Source organism: Trichococcus pasteurii (assembly GCF_900112935.1).
Taxonomy (GTDB): domain Bacteria; phylum Bacillota; class Bacilli; order Lactobacillales; family Aerococcaceae; genus Trichococcus; species Trichococcus pasteurii.
The window spans coordinates 36,964-52,944 of sequence record NZ_FONM01000007.1; the positions used below are offsets into that span (position 1 = coordinate 36,964).

Annotated in this window: 15 protein-coding genes; all 15 read left to right on the forward strand. The window is 45.8% G+C overall.

Annotation, left to right across the window (positions count from 1 at the left end):
- Window positions 1–282 precede the first annotated feature (282 nt).
- The 15 genes from accD to BM184_RS07710 all read left to right on the forward strand — a co-directional run bounded on the left by accD (window position 283) and on the right by BM184_RS07710 (window position 15,973).
- Window positions 283–1,155 carry an acetyl-CoA carboxylase, carboxyltransferase subunit beta gene (gene accD / locus BM184_RS07635; RefSeq protein WP_086942937.1) on the forward strand — a complete coding sequence of 291 codons (873 nt, stop codon included), beginning with the start codon at window positions 283–285 and terminating at the stop codon, window positions 1,153–1,155.
- On the forward strand, window positions 1,148–1,912 hold the full coding sequence (accA, locus tag BM184_RS07640; protein WP_086943093.1) for a carboxyltransferase subunit alpha: 765 nt from the start codon (window positions 1,148–1,150) through the stop codon (window positions 1,910–1,912). The genes accD and accA overlap by 8 nt, the downstream gene beginning before the upstream one ends.
- 83 nt (window positions 1,913–1,995) lie before the next feature.
- Window positions 1,996–3,525, forward strand: a complete 1,530-nt coding sequence (locus BM184_RS07645) for an amino acid adenylation domain-containing protein (protein ID WP_086942938.1) — start codon at window positions 1,996–1,998, stop codon at window positions 3,523–3,525.
- A 34-nt stretch (window positions 3,526–3,559) separates the two neighbouring features.
- Window positions 3,560–3,790: a phosphopantetheine-binding protein gene (locus BM184_RS07650; protein ID WP_086942939.1), complete on the forward strand. Its 231-nt coding sequence runs from the start codon at window positions 3,560–3,562 to the stop codon at window positions 3,788–3,790.
- Window positions 3,787–4,851, forward strand: a complete 1,065-nt coding sequence (locus tag BM184_RS07655; RefSeq protein ID WP_086942940.1) for a 3-oxoacyl-ACP synthase III family protein — start codon at window positions 3,787–3,789, stop codon at window positions 4,849–4,851. Before BM184_RS07650 ends, BM184_RS07655 begins: the two co-directional genes overlap by 4 nt.
- A 20-nt stretch (window positions 4,852–4,871) precedes the next feature.
- Window positions 4,872–5,096 (forward strand): acyl carrier protein, encoded by a 225-nt coding sequence (locus tag BM184_RS07660; protein WP_086942941.1) that lies wholly within the window; start codon window positions 4,872–4,874, stop codon window positions 5,094–5,096.
- A gap of 14 nt (window positions 5,097–5,110) precedes the next feature.
- Entirely contained in the window at window positions 5,111–5,749 is a 639-nt protein-coding gene (locus BM184_RS07665; RefSeq protein ID WP_160117136.1) for a NeuD/PglB/VioB family sugar acetyltransferase, read from the forward strand.
- A 41-nt stretch (window positions 5,750–5,790) separates the two neighbouring features.
- Entirely contained in the window at window positions 5,791–7,080 is a 1,290-nt protein-coding gene (locus tag BM184_RS07670; RefSeq protein ID WP_086942943.1) for an ATP-grasp domain-containing protein, read from the forward strand.
- A gap of 62 nt (window positions 7,081–7,142) precedes the next feature.
- A complete protein-coding gene (locus BM184_RS07675) occupies window positions 7,143–7,814 on the forward strand; it encodes an LbetaH domain-containing protein (protein ID WP_086942944.1) in 672 nt (223 codons plus the stop codon).
- Window position 7,815: 1 nt separating this feature from the next.
- Entirely contained in the window at window positions 7,816–8,688 is an 873-nt protein-coding gene (locus BM184_RS07680; protein ID WP_086942945.1) for a beta-keto acid cleavage family enzyme, read from the forward strand.
- A 206-nt stretch (window positions 8,689–8,894) separates the two neighbouring features.
- Window positions 8,895–9,530 (forward strand): sugar transferase, encoded by a 636-nt coding sequence (locus BM184_RS07685; RefSeq protein WP_086942946.1) that lies wholly within the window; start codon window positions 8,895–8,897, stop codon window positions 9,528–9,530.
- Window positions 9,531–9,574: 44 nt separating this feature from the next.
- On the forward strand, window positions 9,575–11,077 hold the full coding sequence (locus BM184_RS15535) for a hypothetical protein (RefSeq protein WP_086942947.1): 1,503 nt from the start codon (window positions 9,575–9,577) through the stop codon (window positions 11,075–11,077).
- A 1,262-nt stretch (window positions 11,078–12,339) separates the two neighbouring features.
- The gene (locus tag BM184_RS07700; RefSeq protein ID WP_086942949.1) at window positions 12,340–13,464 is read left to right on the forward strand and encodes a glycosyltransferase family 4 protein; all 1,125 of its coding nucleotides are present in this window, start codon (window positions 12,340–12,342) and stop codon (window positions 13,462–13,464) included.
- Between the two features lie 84 nt (window positions 13,465–13,548).
- A complete protein-coding gene (locus tag BM184_RS07705) occupies window positions 13,549–14,352 on the forward strand; it encodes a glycosyltransferase family 2 protein (RefSeq protein ID WP_086942950.1) in 804 nt (267 codons plus the stop codon).
- Between the two features lie 85 nt (window positions 14,353–14,437).
- The gene (locus tag BM184_RS07710; RefSeq protein ID WP_086942951.1) at window positions 14,438–15,973 is read left to right on the forward strand and encodes a lipopolysaccharide biosynthesis protein; all 1,536 of its coding nucleotides are present in this window, start codon (window positions 14,438–14,440) and stop codon (window positions 15,971–15,973) included.
- Window positions 15,974–15,981: the final 8 nt, after the last annotated feature.

Consider the following 15,981-nt stretch of genomic DNA (forward strand, 5'->3'; position numbering starts at 1 on the left):
ATTCAGTATCCTAACCATCTCAGCAATTCCCTCTTAATAGATTGTTTACAACCGCAACGAACGCGGAAATAGACATCACCAGCTGATTCTTACCTCCAAACTTTCACCCACAACTTGTCTTCAAAGCGAAGTCAAATTACCCCACCTTAACTATCGCGGAACACCGCGCGACGACTCCATCAAAAATTTCATCCAAAAATCCATCAACAGCAGCAACATCCAACCTCAACCCTTATTTGTTTCCTTGCACGCCATTCAGATCGCAAAAAAAGAGGTGATAATATGGAATCATTTCGCAACCGCCATCTCTTTCCCATAAAGCGCGCTACTGATGAAAATGACGGGCGGAATCCCATCGTTCCAGTCGGCTTATGGGAAAAATGTCCCCAGTGCCAAACGATCATTTACAGCAAGTCCTTGGGAAAGGCGAAGGTATGTCCGCACTGCAACTATCATTATCGGATTACGGCTGGTGAGCGTCTGAGCCTGATCATTGATGAAGGCACCTTTGATGAATGGAACACGGTCATGCCTACTCAAAATCCCTTAGATTTTCCGGATTATGATGAAAAATTGCAGGATGCCAAATGGCGAACAGGTTTGGATGAGGCTGTCGTTACCGGAACGGCTGCCATCGATAAGAAAAGGGTCGCTTTGTGCGTGATGGATTCCAATTTCATCATGGCAAGTGTTGGGAAAGTTGTCGGTGAGAAGATTACGCAGGTATTCGAACGTGCGACCGAAGAACGCTTGCCGATCATCGTCTTCACAGCTTCCGGTGGAGCCAGAATGCAGGAAGGCATCATGTCTCTGATGCAGATGGCCAAAGTGAGCATAGCGGTATCCAACCATAGCGATGCGGGGCTCCTGTATATCGCCGTACTGACGGATCCGACGACGGGCGGGGTGACCGCAAGTTTTGCGACGCAAGGGGATATCATTCTGGCTGAAGCAAGATCCACGGTGGGTTTTGCCGGCAAAAGGGTCATCGAACAGACCATCAAAGTAAAAGTACCGGAAGGTTTTCAGACAGCGGAAAAAGCACTGGAGAATGGCTTCATCGATAAAATTGTCATCAGAAAAGATCTAAGGAAAACATTGCAGCATATATTGGCATTACATGAGCCTGGAGAAGTGGGTGATGAAGATGAATGATGTGCAGCAAATCATAAAGGGGGCAAGGAGCATTTCACGCTTGACGGCCTTAGAGGTGATTGATGGCATTTTTGAGGACTTCATCGAATTCCACGGGGACAGGCGTTTCGGTGATGATCCTGCGATTGTAGGCGGTATCGCCAGCCTTGATGGCAGGCCGGTTACCATTATCGGTACCCAGAAAGGGCATGATGTGCAGGAGAATGTCTATCGGAACTTTGGATCGCCGCATCCAGAAGGGTATCGGAAGGCGATCCGATTGATGCGCCAAGCGGATAAGTTTAACCGCCCAATCATTACCTTCATCAACACTGCGGGGGCTTTTTGCGATGTCGAGTCGGAAGAACGCGGAATAGGAGATGCCATCTCCGAATCGTTGCTGGTCATGAGCCGAGTGAAAGTGCCTTTGATTGCCATCTTCATCGGTGAAGGGGGAAGCGGCGGGGCCTTGGCTTTGGCGATGGGCAACGAGGTATGGATGCTCGAGAACAGCATGTATTCCGTCCTATCGCCGGAAGGATTCGCTTCAATTTTATGGAAGGAAAGCTCCCGATCGGAGGAAGCCGCGCTCGTCATGAAGCTGACGCCGAATGACTTGCTTAAGTTGGAGATAATCGACAGAATCATACCGGAAAGAAGGCCTGAGGAGTTGTTGCCGGATCTGAAAACGGAGCTGATAAGCTCGTTGAGGAAATGGCGACGATTGAGCCCAACCGAAATTGTCGCGCAAAGGCAAGAGCGTTTCCGGAAATATTGAGGCAGTCATAATATAAAATCATTTGATCGTGCGTTTCGTTTGTTTGAGTCTATCGCCACACTTAAAAATGGAGGCTGATTTGAATGAAAAAAAATGTTTTGGAGTACTTTGAGGACACGCTTTTGCAGTACAGGTACAAAACGGCCATCAGGGATGAGGAAAGAGAACTGAGTTTCGGCGACTGGGAGCAATGCTCCAAAAGGCTGAGTCTTTCCATCCGCAGCAGGTCGGATGACATGAAAAAGCCTATCGCTGTATTTTTGCCGAAAAGCGCCGACAGCCTCGTAGCTTTTATGGGTATCCTATACAGCGGGAACATCTATGCTCCGCTTGATGTCCATTCTCCTGCCGCGAGGATCATCAACATCCTGGAACACCTGGAGGATCCGCTGGTCATCACTTCGCAAGCCTATGCGGAATCCCTGCTTGCGATGGGCGTAGCCGCCGAAAACCTCATTGGCATCGAGGAGGCCTACGACGCATCCACATTCTTTGACAATGAGGAGGTGCTCGGGCGACTGGACGGACTCATCGATACAGATCCCATCTACATCATCCACACCTCAGGATCGACGGGCACCCCAAAAGGCGTCGTCATCTCCCACAAAGGTGTCATCAACTACATCGATTGGGCTGTGGCCTGCTTCGACATCAGCCCGAAAGAAATCATCGGCAGCCAATCCCCTTTTTACTTCGATAATTCAACCTTGGACATCTATCTCTGTTTAGCCACAGCAGCAACACTTGTCATCATTCCGGAACACCATTTCGCCTTCCCCGTCAAGCTGATGGAATACGTCGCCTCAAAGAACATCAATTTCGTCTTCTGGGTGCCGTCGGTGTTGATCAACGTGGCCAACACGAAAGCATTGGATCATGTCGATACCTGCCCCCTGGAAAAGGTTCTGTTCGCCGGAGAAGCGATGCCGAACAAGCACCTCAACTATTGGCGCAGCAAGCTTCCGGATGCCCTGTTCGCCAACCTCTACGGGCCGACCGAAATCACGGTGGACTGCACGTATTACAAGGTCGAGCGGGCTTTCGAGGACAGTGAACGGCTGCCGATCGGATTTCCATGCCGGAATGCCGATGTCCTCATCCTGAATGAGGAGAATCAGGAAGTGACCGGAAGCGAGATGGGCGAACTGTGTGTGCGGGGCAGCTCCATCGCTCTAGGCTATTGGAACGATGCGGCCAAGAGCGATCAGGTCTTCACCCAAAACCCGCTCAACAACCATTATTTCGACCGCATCTATCGCACCGGAGATCTGGTCTACATCAACGAATACAATGAAATCATCTATGTCGGCAGGAAGGACACCCAGATCAAGTATATGGGGTACCGGATTGAACTGGGCGAGATCGAAACGGCCTTGCTTAGTCTGAGTGGCATCCATAATTCCTGCGTCATCTACAACTCGGACAGGAAAGAAATCACGATGTTTTATGAAGGATCCAGCGATCTCGGGAAAGCGACGATCAGAAAGGAATTGGCGCCGCTGCTGCCGAAATACATGATCCCGACCAAAATCATCATGCTGGAACAGTTGCCGCTGAACAAGAACGGGAAAATCGACAGAAAGACACTGGCTGCGGAGTGGTTGCACAGTTAGTGACGGACAAAGGCATAGGGAGGAGGAGAGCCACATGGGGAAAATTGTGGAGATACTGAAGGATATACGTCCGGAATGCGATTGGGAACATGCAGGTGATTTCATCGCAAACGGAATGCTTGATTCTTTCGACATCATCGTGTTGGTGTCGGAGTTGGAGAGCGCTTACCCGGTTTCTGTGGATGGGAGCGATATCTTGGCGGAAAACTTCAGCAGTCTGGAATCGATTGCGGATCTGGTAAGAAAGAGTGGTGGGATTGTATGAACTTCAACTATGAAAACAAACGGATCAGCGGCATTCTGACTGTCTTGCCGCAAAACGAAGTGGCATTCGAGGATGAAGCGGAAAACTATAATTTCTCCGTCAAGCAGTCCATGAAGCTGAAGAAAATTATGGGCTATGAGAAGCACCGGATTGTAGTAGGGGACACCAGCGTGTCGGACCTCTGCATTTTCGGGATGAGGCATCTGCTGGAGGAAGGCCTGATCAGCGGCGATGACATCGATGCCCTGATACTCGTCACCCAGACGCCTGATTATCATATGCCTCCGACGAGCAACGTCATCCAAGGGGAATTGGGGCTGAAGCAGGATATGCTTTGCTTGGACATCAACCAAGGCTGCGCCGGTTATTTGGTGGGGCTGATCCAGGGGTTCAACCTGTTGGAGCAGGAATCAATCAAAAAAGTGGCCCTGTTGAATGCGGACGTGCTCAGCCGCAGGACCTCAAAACGTGACCGAGGCAGCTATCCGCTGATCGGCGATGCGGCGTCCGTGACAATCCTCGAAAGAAGCATCGACAATAAACGGATCCAGGCGAACCTCAAGATGGACGGGTCAGGCTACAAGGAACTGATCATCCCTGCAGGCGGCATGCGGCTGCCTTCCACAAGCGAGACCGGTGTGATGGAAGTGGATGAGGCCGGAAATTTCCGAAGCTTGGATCATCTCAAAATGAACGGGGAAGCGGTATTCAACTTTGTGCAGACAGAAGTACCGCCACTGGTCGAGGAGTTGCTTGCGGTTGCGGAAACATCGAAAGAGGACATTGATTATTTCATGTTCCACCAGCCGAACCGGTTTATGCTTGAAAAATTAGCCGATAAGATGGAAGTAGCGCGCGAAAAACTTCCGAACAATGTGGTTGAAAACTTCGGGAACTCCAGCAGCGTGACCATTCCTGTAAATATGGCCTTCAATCTCGGCGAAAAACTCCTGACGGATTCCTATAAAGTGTGCCTGTCCGGTTTTGGGGTCGGCCTTTCCTGCAGCGCGATGCTGATGGATATCGGGAAATTGGATTTTTGCCGGATGATTGAATATTAGGATCTAGGAGGAGAGGGATCATGGAGAACTTCTATGAGGAATTTGCGGAAATTTTGGAAGTGCCTGAAGTGAACAGGGAAGATTCGTTGGATGATTACGAAGGCTGGGACTCCCTTGGGTTGTTGTCCACCCAAATCATGGCAGAGGAAAGCTACGGCGTGAAAATCGGCAACGACGATCTGAAAGGCCTGACGACTGTCGGGGATATCGCAGATTTGATCCAATCAAGAAGAAAAGCCGAATAAGGGAGGACAACCAATTGAAAACACTGTTGATAGTCGGAGCAGGCGGTCTTGGCCGCGAAACGTACCAGTGGGTTTTGGATCAGGAAAAGGCAGAGAAGCGCTGGGATGACATCGGCTTTTTGGATGACAACAGCCATGCGTTGGATAACTACAAAGTTTCCGCTAAAATCGTCGGAACCGTAAAAGATTATGAACCCAAAGCCGGCGAAGAGGTCATCTGTGCCATAGGCGATGCGGAGGTTATCGCAGACATCTGCCCTGTCCTTTTGGATAAAGGGGCGGTATTTGCGACGGTGATCCATCCGACCGCATTGTTGGCGGACACTTGTGAAATCGGAAGGGGCGTCATCGTTGGGCCTTATGCGATCATTTCGACGGATGCAAAAATCACTGATTTTTCGGTTGTGAATTCCTACGTCAGCGTCGGCCACGATGTCTCCGTTGGCAAGGGCTGCGTCATCAGCGGCTTCAGCGATCTGATGGGCTTTTCTGCTTTGGAAGATGGCGTATTTTTGGGGAGCGGCGCTCGGCTGCTGCCGAGTGTGCGGGTCGCCGAAAACGCCAGAGTCGGCGCGGGGAGCATCGTCCTCAAAAATGTTAAGGCGAATACGACGGTTTTCGGCAATCCGGCGAAAATCATTTCCACACCCTGAAAGAGGATGGAATCAGCGACTAAAAGCGGGAGGTGAAAAGAATGACGAGAAAAAATGTTTTGATCTTTCCGGGAGGAGAATATTCTGCCTCGCAGATCTATTTTTCACTGCATAACAGCCTGCAGTATCGGCCCATCTTGGGATCGAGCAGAAGCGATCACAGCGAATTCATCAGCAAAGATGCCATCACTGATTTGCCGTTCATATACGAGGAGCATTTTATTGAAGCATTGAACCAGGTAATTCAAAACGAAAGCATTGATTTCATCATACCTGCCCATGACACCGCTGCGTTCAGCTTAATGGAAAGACAAGATGAAATTAGGGCGACTGTTGTGTGCTCCCCTTTCAAAACAGCTGAACTGTGCCGCTACAAAAGCAAGACTTACGAGCAATTAAAAAGCTTCCCTTTTGTTCCCAAAACCTATGACATGGCACAGGGGGATGCGGAATTCCCTTTGTTCGCCAAGAATGATGTTGGATCAGGATCGAGAGACGCCTTTGTGATTTCTTCGGCCGAACAACTGGAGAAATTATTGGATCCCAAAATAAGCTATGTTTTGTGCGAATACTTGCCGGGTGAGGAGATCACGGTGGACTGCTTCACCAACAGCAAGCGGGAATTATTGTTCGCGCAACCGCGCACGAGAAGCCGTATCTTCAACGGAATCAGCGCACGATCGACAACAATCACGATGACGGAAGAAATAAAACGGATAGCCGAGGCCCTTTCATCCGAAATTGAATTCAGGGGTTATTGGTTTTTCCAATGTAAAAAGGATAAAGACGGCCAGTACAAATTATTGGAAATTTCCACCCGCTTTGCAGGTACATACGGGGTAAGCAAAAACTTGGATGTCAATTTGCCGTTGCTGGCATTATGTGACTTTGACGGCATGGATGTGGACATAACGCCCAACAAATATGAAATCACAGCGGATAAAAACTATATCGATCGCTACAAATTGAATCTGCGGTATGAGCGTGTTTATGTAGGTTTTGATGATACCATAGTCTTCAACCAGGAAAAACACAATACGCAAATGATGCAGTTTTTGTATCAATGCCTGAACGAGAACAAAGAAATTGTTCTGATTACGAAGCATGCTCCCGATATCCGGGAGACGTTGAAGAAACAGCACCTGAACGAGGATTTGTTTGCTGGCATCATTGAAGTGCCCGAAAATTCCGAGAAATATGTATTCATGGATAACAGCAAGCCGAGTATATTCATTGACCATGCCTATGCAGAGCGGAAAAGGGTGAAAGAGCAGTTAGGGATACCGACATTCGGTGTTTCAAATGTTGAATGCCTGCTTGACTGGAGCTGATGGGTCGAAAAGAAGAAAAACCTGCCTGAATGGCAATGATCATTGGGAGGCGAATTCAAAAAATGAGTAATCCGGTAATCGTCTATGGAAGCAAATTTTTAGCAGAAATGCTGTATTATGATTCCTTGAAACACCCAGATTTTAAAATTGAGGCATTTGCCGCAGATGAAGCATATGTGGATGAAACGGGATTTTACTTAGGTTTACCGATGGTGGCGATGGAAACGATCACTGAACGTTTCCCACCATCTTCATACGATATGATTGTTTTGACAACTTCTTTTCATGATATGCGCAATCGGGAGGGGATGTATACAAAAGCGAAAGCCTTAGGGTATAGGCTACGGAATTATATCAGCCCGTCCAGCATTGTTTCGCCAGGTGTAGAAATGGGAGATAACAATATCATTTTTGAACAAGCATTCCTGGGTCATAGAGGTCACATGGGCTCGTGCAATATCATCCGGCAACAAGTGTATGTAGGTCATGAATTTACGGTTGGAAACAACAATGTCATCACGTCAGGTTGCACGATCGGCGGAGAGTGCCGCATCGAGAACAATTGCTACATCGGTCTGAATGCCACAATCCTTAACAAAATCACTGTTTCGGAAGAGAGTCTCGTGGGTGCGGGAAGTGTCGTGATAAGAAATACGGAACCCTTTTCCAGGAATGTGGGAAATCCAAGCAGAGTTTTGAGTTACCATAAGGAAGGGCTAAAGGTGAACCTATAACATGGACAAAATAATTGTGAATTTCACCCCGACTGGCATGATTCCAACCAAAAAAGATACCCCTTTTGTACCCGTTTCACCTGAAGAAATCATCCGTGAGGTCAGACAAGCTTGGGAATTGGGGATTTCCATGGTGCATGTGCATGCCAGAAACAGCGAGGATGAAAAACCGACATATCGAAAGGAAGTTTATGCGGAAATCATTGCGGGCATACGGCAATTCGCTCCGGAACTTGTCATCTGTGCTTCGACATCCGGAAGGAACTTCAATACTTTGGAAGCCAGATCGGACGTTTTGTCGCTTCAAGGAGATTTGAAGCCCGATATGGGCAGCCTGACACTCAGCTCGCTGAACTTTAACCGAACCACCAGCGTAAATGAGCCTTCCATGATCGTTTCCTTGGCTGAAGTGATGAAAGAAAACGGCATCCGGCCCGAGTTGGAGGCCTTCGATTTGGGGATGGTCAATTATTGCAACTATCTGATCAAAAAAGGGGCGGTGGTTGCGCCTTATTACGTTAACCTGATTTTGGGCAACATCGCTTGCGCTCAAGGGGATTTGTTGCATATCGGATGCATGCTGAAGGATATTCCCGAAGACAGCATTTTTTCGTTAGGCGCAGTTGGCACCGATCAATTTAAAATGAATTCTCTGGGGATCACCATGGGCTGGGGCGTACGCGTAGGACTGGAGGATAACTTCTGGTATGACGAAAATCGGACGAAATTAGCGACGAACATGGAACTTCTGAACAGAATCCACAAAATCATTTCAGCAAACGAGAAAGAGGTCATGAGTTCCAAGGAACTGCGGCAAAGGCTCAATCTGGACCCAGGCTTTGGCAAATATGGCGTTGCCGGATCCAATGTTTAATGGTGTGCAAGGGGAAATGCTTGCGGAGAAAGTCAAGGTCATACTTGTCTTTTTCCGTGTCAGCTGGTTTTTGGTTGTTGTCCAACGCAGATCTGCATCCGTTTTGTCTGATAGACAATTGTCATATAACTGCATATATGCTGATTGTGTGCCAGTCAAAATGGAGTACCGCGTTTGAAACGAAGCAGATTGAAAAAGGGGTGTGGATGATGAGGTTCTATCAGCATTATGGGAAGCGACTGTTGGATTTTGCAGTGACACTTGTTGCACTCGTTCTCTTAAGTCCAATTTTACTGACCTTGGCTGTGCTGGTGAGAGCGGAGCTCGGAAGCCCAATCATTTATCGGCAGCAACGCCCCGGGTTGAATGAGAGAATCTTTACCTTGTATAAGTTCAAAACGATGACAGATAAAAAAGACGAAAGCGGAAAATTATTGCCGGATCGGGAGCGGCTGACAAAGTTCGGCAGGCTTCTGAGAGCGACAAGTCTGGATGAGTTGCCGGAATTGTTCAATATCCTGAAAGGCGATATGGCGATCGTAGGGCCAAGACCTTTGCTGGTCAAGTACCTGCCACTCTATAACAGTCAACAAAGAAGGCGCCACGAAGTAAGACCAGGGTTGACTGGTTTGGCGCAAGTCAGCGGCAGGAACGCAATCAGCTGGGAAGACAAGTTTAATTTGGATGTAAAATATATTGAGAGCCTCAGTTTGCTGGGTGATTTGAAAATCATTCTGAGGACCATAAAGAAGGTTGTAGCGAAGGAAGGCATCAGTTCTGAAAAATCCGTAACGATGGAAGCATTCGAGGGGACCGAAAAAGCAGATAGAAAGCAATTTTAAAATGAATTGGCACTGAGAGAAGGTATTTCAGGAGGCGAACATTTATGAAAATCCAAAATGAATTAACGGAGTACTTTTGTGATACGTACAAGATAGATAAGACGCAGGATTACACCCTCGAAGAGGTCGATGCCAAGACGCTCCTTACCGGCGAACGGTTGGATTTGGTTGCCAAAATCAAATATATTGAATGCAGAGAAAAAGGCCAAAACACTGATTTTATCAAGGCACTGTACAGAAACCACATCGAAGCATTCACATTCGGAATCAATGCTGAAAGCGGCAATCAGGCAAAAAATTCGATCGATAAGTACTTTGAAACCTTCGATCATTTGATCGACACGATCAAGCATACTGGATTTGATGCAGCGAAATCGATCGTTCCGGTAGGAAAAGACAACGTCATCATGGACGGAGCCCACAGGACAGCGATCGCCATCTACTTTGGATTGAAGCTCCCGATCATTCGTTTTCCCGAACTGTATCTCCGGTTTGATGCCGAATATTTCCGTAAGCGGCTCCTGGATGAAAAATACATCGATTATCTTGTCCTGGAATACTGCAAAATGAACCCGAACACCTATTTTGCAAGCGTCTGGCCTGCTGCCGGCGACAAAAAACAGCAAATGGATCAGATGCTGGCTTTGATGGAGAGCAGCTGCAAAATCATTTATTCAAAGAAAATAAATATGGGTTTTGAGGCTTTGAATAATTTCATAGCACAGGTCTACATGAAGGAGGATTGGACCGGAACCTCGGAAAGCCAATATGAAGGGTCCAAAGGCAAGACCAAAAATTGCTACTTGTGGGGAAATGAAACGACCATCTATATTCTCGAATCGCCTACTTTTGAGGCTATCTTCAACATGAAGCAGAATATCAGGGAGATCTTCAAAATTGGCACGCACTCAATCCATATCACGGACAATCAAGCGGAAACGATCAGATTGGCCAATCTGACTTTGAATCGGAATTCATTGGATTATCTGTTCCGCGGGAAACCGTTGATTTATACGGATTTCAACAAGAAAGTGTCCGAATTCAAGGCAGCCTTGATGGAACATCATTATGAGCCGGATGACTTTATTGTTGCCTCCAGCGGCGTATTGGGTGTCTATGGATTACGGGATATCGGCGATATCGATTTTTTCACACTGAAACCTGATTACGAAGTTCTGGAAAATGAAGGCTGCGAAAATAACCAGGCTTATGCTGGATACTACGATAAACAGCTGGATGATCTGATCTACAACCCTGACAATTATTTGGTCTATAACGATATCAAATTCATTACGCTGGATGTTCTGAAAAAATACAAGGCGGCGAGAAACCGTGGCAAGGACTTGATGGACCTAAAATTGATCGCGGGCCTGACCAACGAGGAGACGAACAGTCATGCGGGATGGTCAAAATCCCGAGTGGCACTCAACCGGGAGTACAGGCTCATAAATTATCGCATAAGGGTAGCTGCCTTCAAGGCATTGAAGCAACTGGGGCTGTACAGCGCCGTCAGACAGGTATATCGGGGAATCAAAGGGAAAAACTAGCGGATTACAACGCTCAGTTAAGTGAGGTGTTTCTTTTGTATATACATCATTATCTTTTTCTTGCATTTTTGCTGTTGAAACCATTTTATTTTTTCCCTTCAGGAGGAATTCAAATATCTGATCTATTTTTTATTGCTTCTTTCATCCTGTACCTTCTTATCGTGAAGAAAGGGGATAAAATAACGATCGACAAGGCGGATAAATGGTTGCTGTATTTTGTCACTTTGGTTTTCGGCATAAATCTGATTTATTTTCTGATGTACGGAAAGTTTGGATTTATGATTTCATCCATTTACTATATGTACAATTTTCTGATTGTAGTGGTTTTTAGAATTTATGCAGACGATGAAGGATTTCTAATGATTTTGGAAAAGGTCTGCAAACTGAACATTATTATCCAAGTGCTCATATATGTATTGAAATTTGGCAGATTTTATTCAGAAAACCGATACATGGGAACTTTCAATGACCCGAATCAGATGGCGTTCTTCATATTCATGTCTTTGATCACCGCTTTTACAATTAGCGAAATAAGAAATGCCAAGCTCCATATAGCTTATCACATAATGGCGGTCGGCTTGATTTTCCTGACCTCTTCCACTGGGATGTTTTTGGGTATTGCGGTGTTCTATACAGTCCAGGTCTTAATGAAGGTCGCAAAAGTCATTAATCATGATTACAATGTGAAAGTTCTTTTGTTTATCATTGCTTCATTGATCATGGGCTTGCTATTCAGCGCAAAGATAGATGATTACATCACAACCTTTTCGCAATCATCTATCATAGTGCGAGTGGAACAAAAGCTGGATAAATCGAGCGATAACAATGGGGGTTCAACTAATATCCAGGAAAGGGGAATAGACAAACTGATACTTTATCCAGAGAAAACCATTTTTGGAGCTGGGGAAGGGTATTATGCCAGATTTGATAAAGCTTATACGGATCTCGAAGTACATTCGACGGCATTAAGTATTTTCTTTTATTACGGTATCGTGCCGACAATGTTGTTTTTGATATGGTGTTACAAAAATATACGCATCTTATCAGTGAGCAATGTCGCGGTGATACTGGCGCTATTCGTCGAAAGTCTTACCTTGTTGAACCAAAGACAACCGCTTTTTTGGATGATATTTGTCATTCTGAATATTCTCGCTAATAAAAAAATGGCTGACAACGAAGCATTATCGAGCGAGGAGATGACAAATACGGCAATCAGTCCGGCGGATTATTTCCAAAAAACGTAACGCAAGGAGGACAAATAAATGAAAATTCTGTATGTTTCAACTACATCAGCAACAATCAATTCATTTTTAGTGCCGCACATAGAAATGTTATTGGATTCGGGACATCAAGTAGACATGGCTTGTAATATAAGTAAGCCGATCAATCCGACTTTATTGGACCGCGGGTGCAGGGTATTCCCCATGGACTTTAGACGTTCGCCTCTAAAGAAAAGTAATTTCGTGGCATATCGAAATCTAAAAAAACTAATTGAGGACGGGGGGTATGAATGGGTGCATACGCACACGCCAATAGCATCCACATTAGCAAGACTTGCCTGCAATAGGGGGAGCAAGGGTGTCAAGGTAATTTATACAGCCCATGGGTTCCATTTTTTTGAGGGGGCACCAGTAAAAAATTGGCTGACTTACTACCCGATAGAAAAATGGTTAGCTGGGTATACGGATGTGCTGATCACCATGAATAAGGAAGATTACGAACGCGCTCAAAAAAAATTCAAGTCCAGAAAGATACGGTTAGTGAACGGCGTAGGGGTTAATCTGAATAAATTTACTGTTCAGACAGAAATGGAAAAAAATAGGGTGCGCCGGCAATATGGATTCGATCCAGAAATGTTCATCCTGGTATACGCAGCCGAACTGAGCAACAGGAAACATCAAGATTTGCTGATCGCAGCAATGGAAAAATTAGTGAGGGATATCCCCAATAGTAAGCTGCTCTTGATCGGTAAAGGCCCCAATCAGGAACGCTATCAAAGTCTGATAAATAAGCTTCAACTAAACGATCATATCGAGTTGATGGGATTCAGAGATGATGTCGACAAATTGATGATAATTGCCGATGTTGCCGTATCTTCCTCTCTCCAAGAGGGTTTGCCGGTGAACGTTATGGAAGCGATGGCGACCGGCTTGCCTTTAGTGGTGAGCGGCTGCAGGGGGAACACTGATCTGGTCAAGGATGGGGATAACGGATTTGTCATAAACGATGGCTTGCCTGAGCAGTTTGCCGAAAGAATTCTCCAAATTTATTCGGATCGGGAATTAAGATTGGAGATGAAAAATGCAAGTTTAGCTGCTATACAAAAATATTCCACCGAAAATGTGTTGAAGGATATGGATGAAATATACAAAGAATTGCTTGTTTAAACCTGTTGATATGGCTGATGGTATCTCGGCAAAGTGACACCTTTCTTCTCGATAAAAGGATCCGATGAATAGGAGGAAAACACCATGACAAAAATATCGGTCATCATGGGTGTCTACAATGGCTCAAAAAAACTGACCACTGCAGTCGAGTCAATACTAAATCAGACATTCACAGATTTTGAATTCATCATCTGTGATGATGGATCATCCGATGATAGCCTTGCGATACTGGAGGGATTTTCAGTTAGGGACGACAGGATCAAGCTTCTTAGGAATCCCCGGAACCTAGGTTTGGCGTCCACACTTAATAACTGCCTAAAGGTGGCTGTCGGAGACTATATAGCCAGAATGGATGACGATGACATCTCGCATCCGGATCGGTTCGAGAAGCAAGTCGCTTTTTTGGATTCACATCCAGAGTACGCTCTATTAGGCACGAGTCGAAATATGTATGACAACAAAGGTATATGGGGAAGCCTCGTTCATGAAGGTGAAAGGACAAAGCTCAATATCTATCATGGGGTGACCTTTCTTCACCCGTCCGTCCTGATGAGAAGAGAGGCCCTGCTTGATGTGGGCGGGTATACCACTGGGCCAGAAACCGAAAGAACAGAAGATTTCGATTTGTGGTGCAAATTGTACGAAAAAGGTTACCGGGGTTACAATCTGAGTGATTTGTTGGTCGATTATTACGAAGCAAGGGATTCATACACTAAACGAAAATATAAGTATAGGGTTTGTGAATACAGGTTAAAAAAGAAATGGCGGGAAAGGCTTGATTTGCCGCTGAAATACCAACTTCATGCCTACAGGCCGTTAGTTGTCGGTTTGATCCCAGCCAAACTGTTGCGGACCTACCATGAACGGAAATTTAGGGTCAGGACCTGAGAAGAAAACGAGGTGTATGCCCCCTCTTTTCAGGTTGGGAGCAAGCCGGAAAAAAATAAGCAAAAGCGTGCTGGGGGGGAAGAGCATGTCACGGACCAGAAATTCATTAATTAATTTAACCGTAGCGATGGTTGGGGAAGTGGTTGCTGTACCAATCGGTTTCGTGGCACGCATGGTTTTCATAAGGAGTCTCGGAGCTGAGTATCTTGGCGTCAATGGCCTTTTCACAAGCATCCTGACGATGCTTTCGCTGGTGGAACTGGGGATTGGTCCGGCAATCGTATTCAGCCTATACAAGCCGTTAGCGGAAAATGACACAAAAAAAGTACAGGCTATCATGCAACTGTACAAAAAGGCCTATACCATAATCGGCACAGTGATAGCCGTTTTGGGCATAGTCATGACTCCTTTTTTATCGTACCTGATCAAGGACGTACCAGACATTAAGAATATTGAATTCATCTTCCTGTTGTTCGTCATCAACTCGGCCATTTCCTATTTTTATGCCTATAAGCAAAATCTGATCATTGCTGATCAGCGTCGTTATGTGGTCACTCTTTACCGTTATGCTTTCTTCTCGATCGTTAATCTTCTGCAGATTGCATTCTTGTACCTCACCAAAAACTATATCGTATTTTTGGTATTGCGAATCGTCTGTACGTTATTGGAGAATCTCTTGCTGGCAAGGAGTGCGGATAAGCTGTATCCATTTTTGCGGCAAAAAACAACGGAGAGATTGGATGGAAACACGATTCAAGAAATCAAGAAGAATACCGGTGCGATGGTATCGCAGAAAATCGGGGAAATAGTGACGAATTCCACCGATAATATCGTGATTGCTGCAATGGTAGGGACGATTTGGGTTGGTATATATTCAAATTATATACTGATCACCTCTGCCCTGAATGGGATAATGGGCCAGTTTTTTACTGCGATCACCGCGAGTGTCGGGAATTTGGGTGCAACGGAAAGCAAAGCGAAACTGCTTGCCGTTTTCCAAAAGATCCAGTTTGCAACTTTCTGGATTTTTGGCTTCAGTTCGATCTGCTTGTTCTATCTTGTCAATCCTTTCATTGCAGTCTGGGTAGGTAATGAGTACTGGCTGAGTATGGATACAGTTTTGCTGTTGGTTGTCCTATTTTATATTCAGGGCATGAGAAGAGCGGTGCTCACCTTTCGAGAGGCGTTGGGGTTGTATTGGTATGATCGCTATAAACCTCTGTTTCAAGGAGTGATCAATTTGGCGATTTCGGTTGTACTTGCGCCGAAGCTAGGAATTTCCGGTGTCATCATTGGTACGGTGATAAGCGTTTTGACCACTTGTTTTTGGATAGAACCGTATTTTTTATACAAGAAGGGCTTTGTTGCACCCCTGAAATCTTATTATTTCAAATATGCCGTCTATACCGCAATCACGGTAGTTACCGGATTGGTGACAGGGGCAGGCGTCGGGTTCATTACAGGAGATACCTTAGCAGCGTTTATCGGAAAATTCCTCGTCTGCCTGTTTGTTCCTAACCTCATTTTCTTGGCCATGTTTTACCATGCGCAAGAATTTCGGTATTTCCTTTTACTGGCAAAAAATATCGTACTTAAAAAGGTAATAAAAAAAATTGGTTAACCAGCAAG

Bases quoted from the DNA above. Each gene is read 5' to 3' on its own strand.
- BM184_RS07700 (WP_086942949.1), top strand. From the start codon at position 12,340: ATGAAAATTCTGTATGTTTCAACTACATCAGCAACAATCAATTCATTT.
- BM184_RS07705 (WP_086942950.1), top strand. From the start codon at position 13,549: ATGACAAAAATATCGGTCATCATGGGTGTCTACAATGGCTCAAAAAAA.
- BM184_RS07655 (WP_086942940.1), top strand. From the start codon at position 3,787: ATGAACTTCAACTATGAAAACAAACGGATCAGCGGCATTCTGACTGTC.
- BM184_RS15535 (WP_086942947.1), top strand. From the start codon at position 9,575: ATGAAAATCCAAAATGAATTAACGGAGTACTTTTGTGATACGTACAAG.
- BM184_RS07670 (WP_086942943.1), top strand. From the start codon at position 5,791: ATGACGAGAAAAAATGTTTTGATCTTTCCGGGAGGAGAATATTCTGCC.
- BM184_RS07650 (WP_086942939.1), top strand. From the start codon at position 3,560: ATGGGGAAAATTGTGGAGATACTGAAGGATATACGTCCGGAATGCGAT.
- BM184_RS07675 (WP_086942944.1), top strand. From the start codon at position 7,143: ATGAGTAATCCGGTAATCGTCTATGGAAGCAAATTTTTAGCAGAAATG.
- BM184_RS07660 (WP_086942941.1), top strand. From the start codon at position 4,872: ATGGAGAACTTCTATGAGGAATTTGCGGAAATTTTGGAAGTGCCTGAA.
- BM184_RS07710 (WP_086942951.1), top strand. From the start codon at position 14,438: ATGTCACGGACCAGAAATTCATTAATTAATTTAACCGTAGCGATGGTT.
- accA (WP_086943093.1), top strand. From the start codon at position 1,148: ATGAATGATGTGCAGCAAATCATAAAGGGGGCAAGGAGCATTTCACGC.
- BM184_RS07685 (WP_086942946.1), top strand. From the start codon at position 8,895: ATGATGAGGTTCTATCAGCATTATGGGAAGCGACTGTTGGATTTTGCA.
- accD (WP_086942937.1), top strand. From the start codon at position 283: ATGGAATCATTTCGCAACCGCCATCTCTTTCCCATAAAGCGCGCTACT.
- BM184_RS07680 (WP_086942945.1), top strand. From the start codon at position 7,816: ATGGACAAAATAATTGTGAATTTCACCCCGACTGGCATGATTCCAACC.
- BM184_RS07645 (WP_086942938.1), top strand. From the start codon at position 1,996: ATGAAAAAAAATGTTTTGGAGTACTTTGAGGACACGCTTTTGCAGTAC.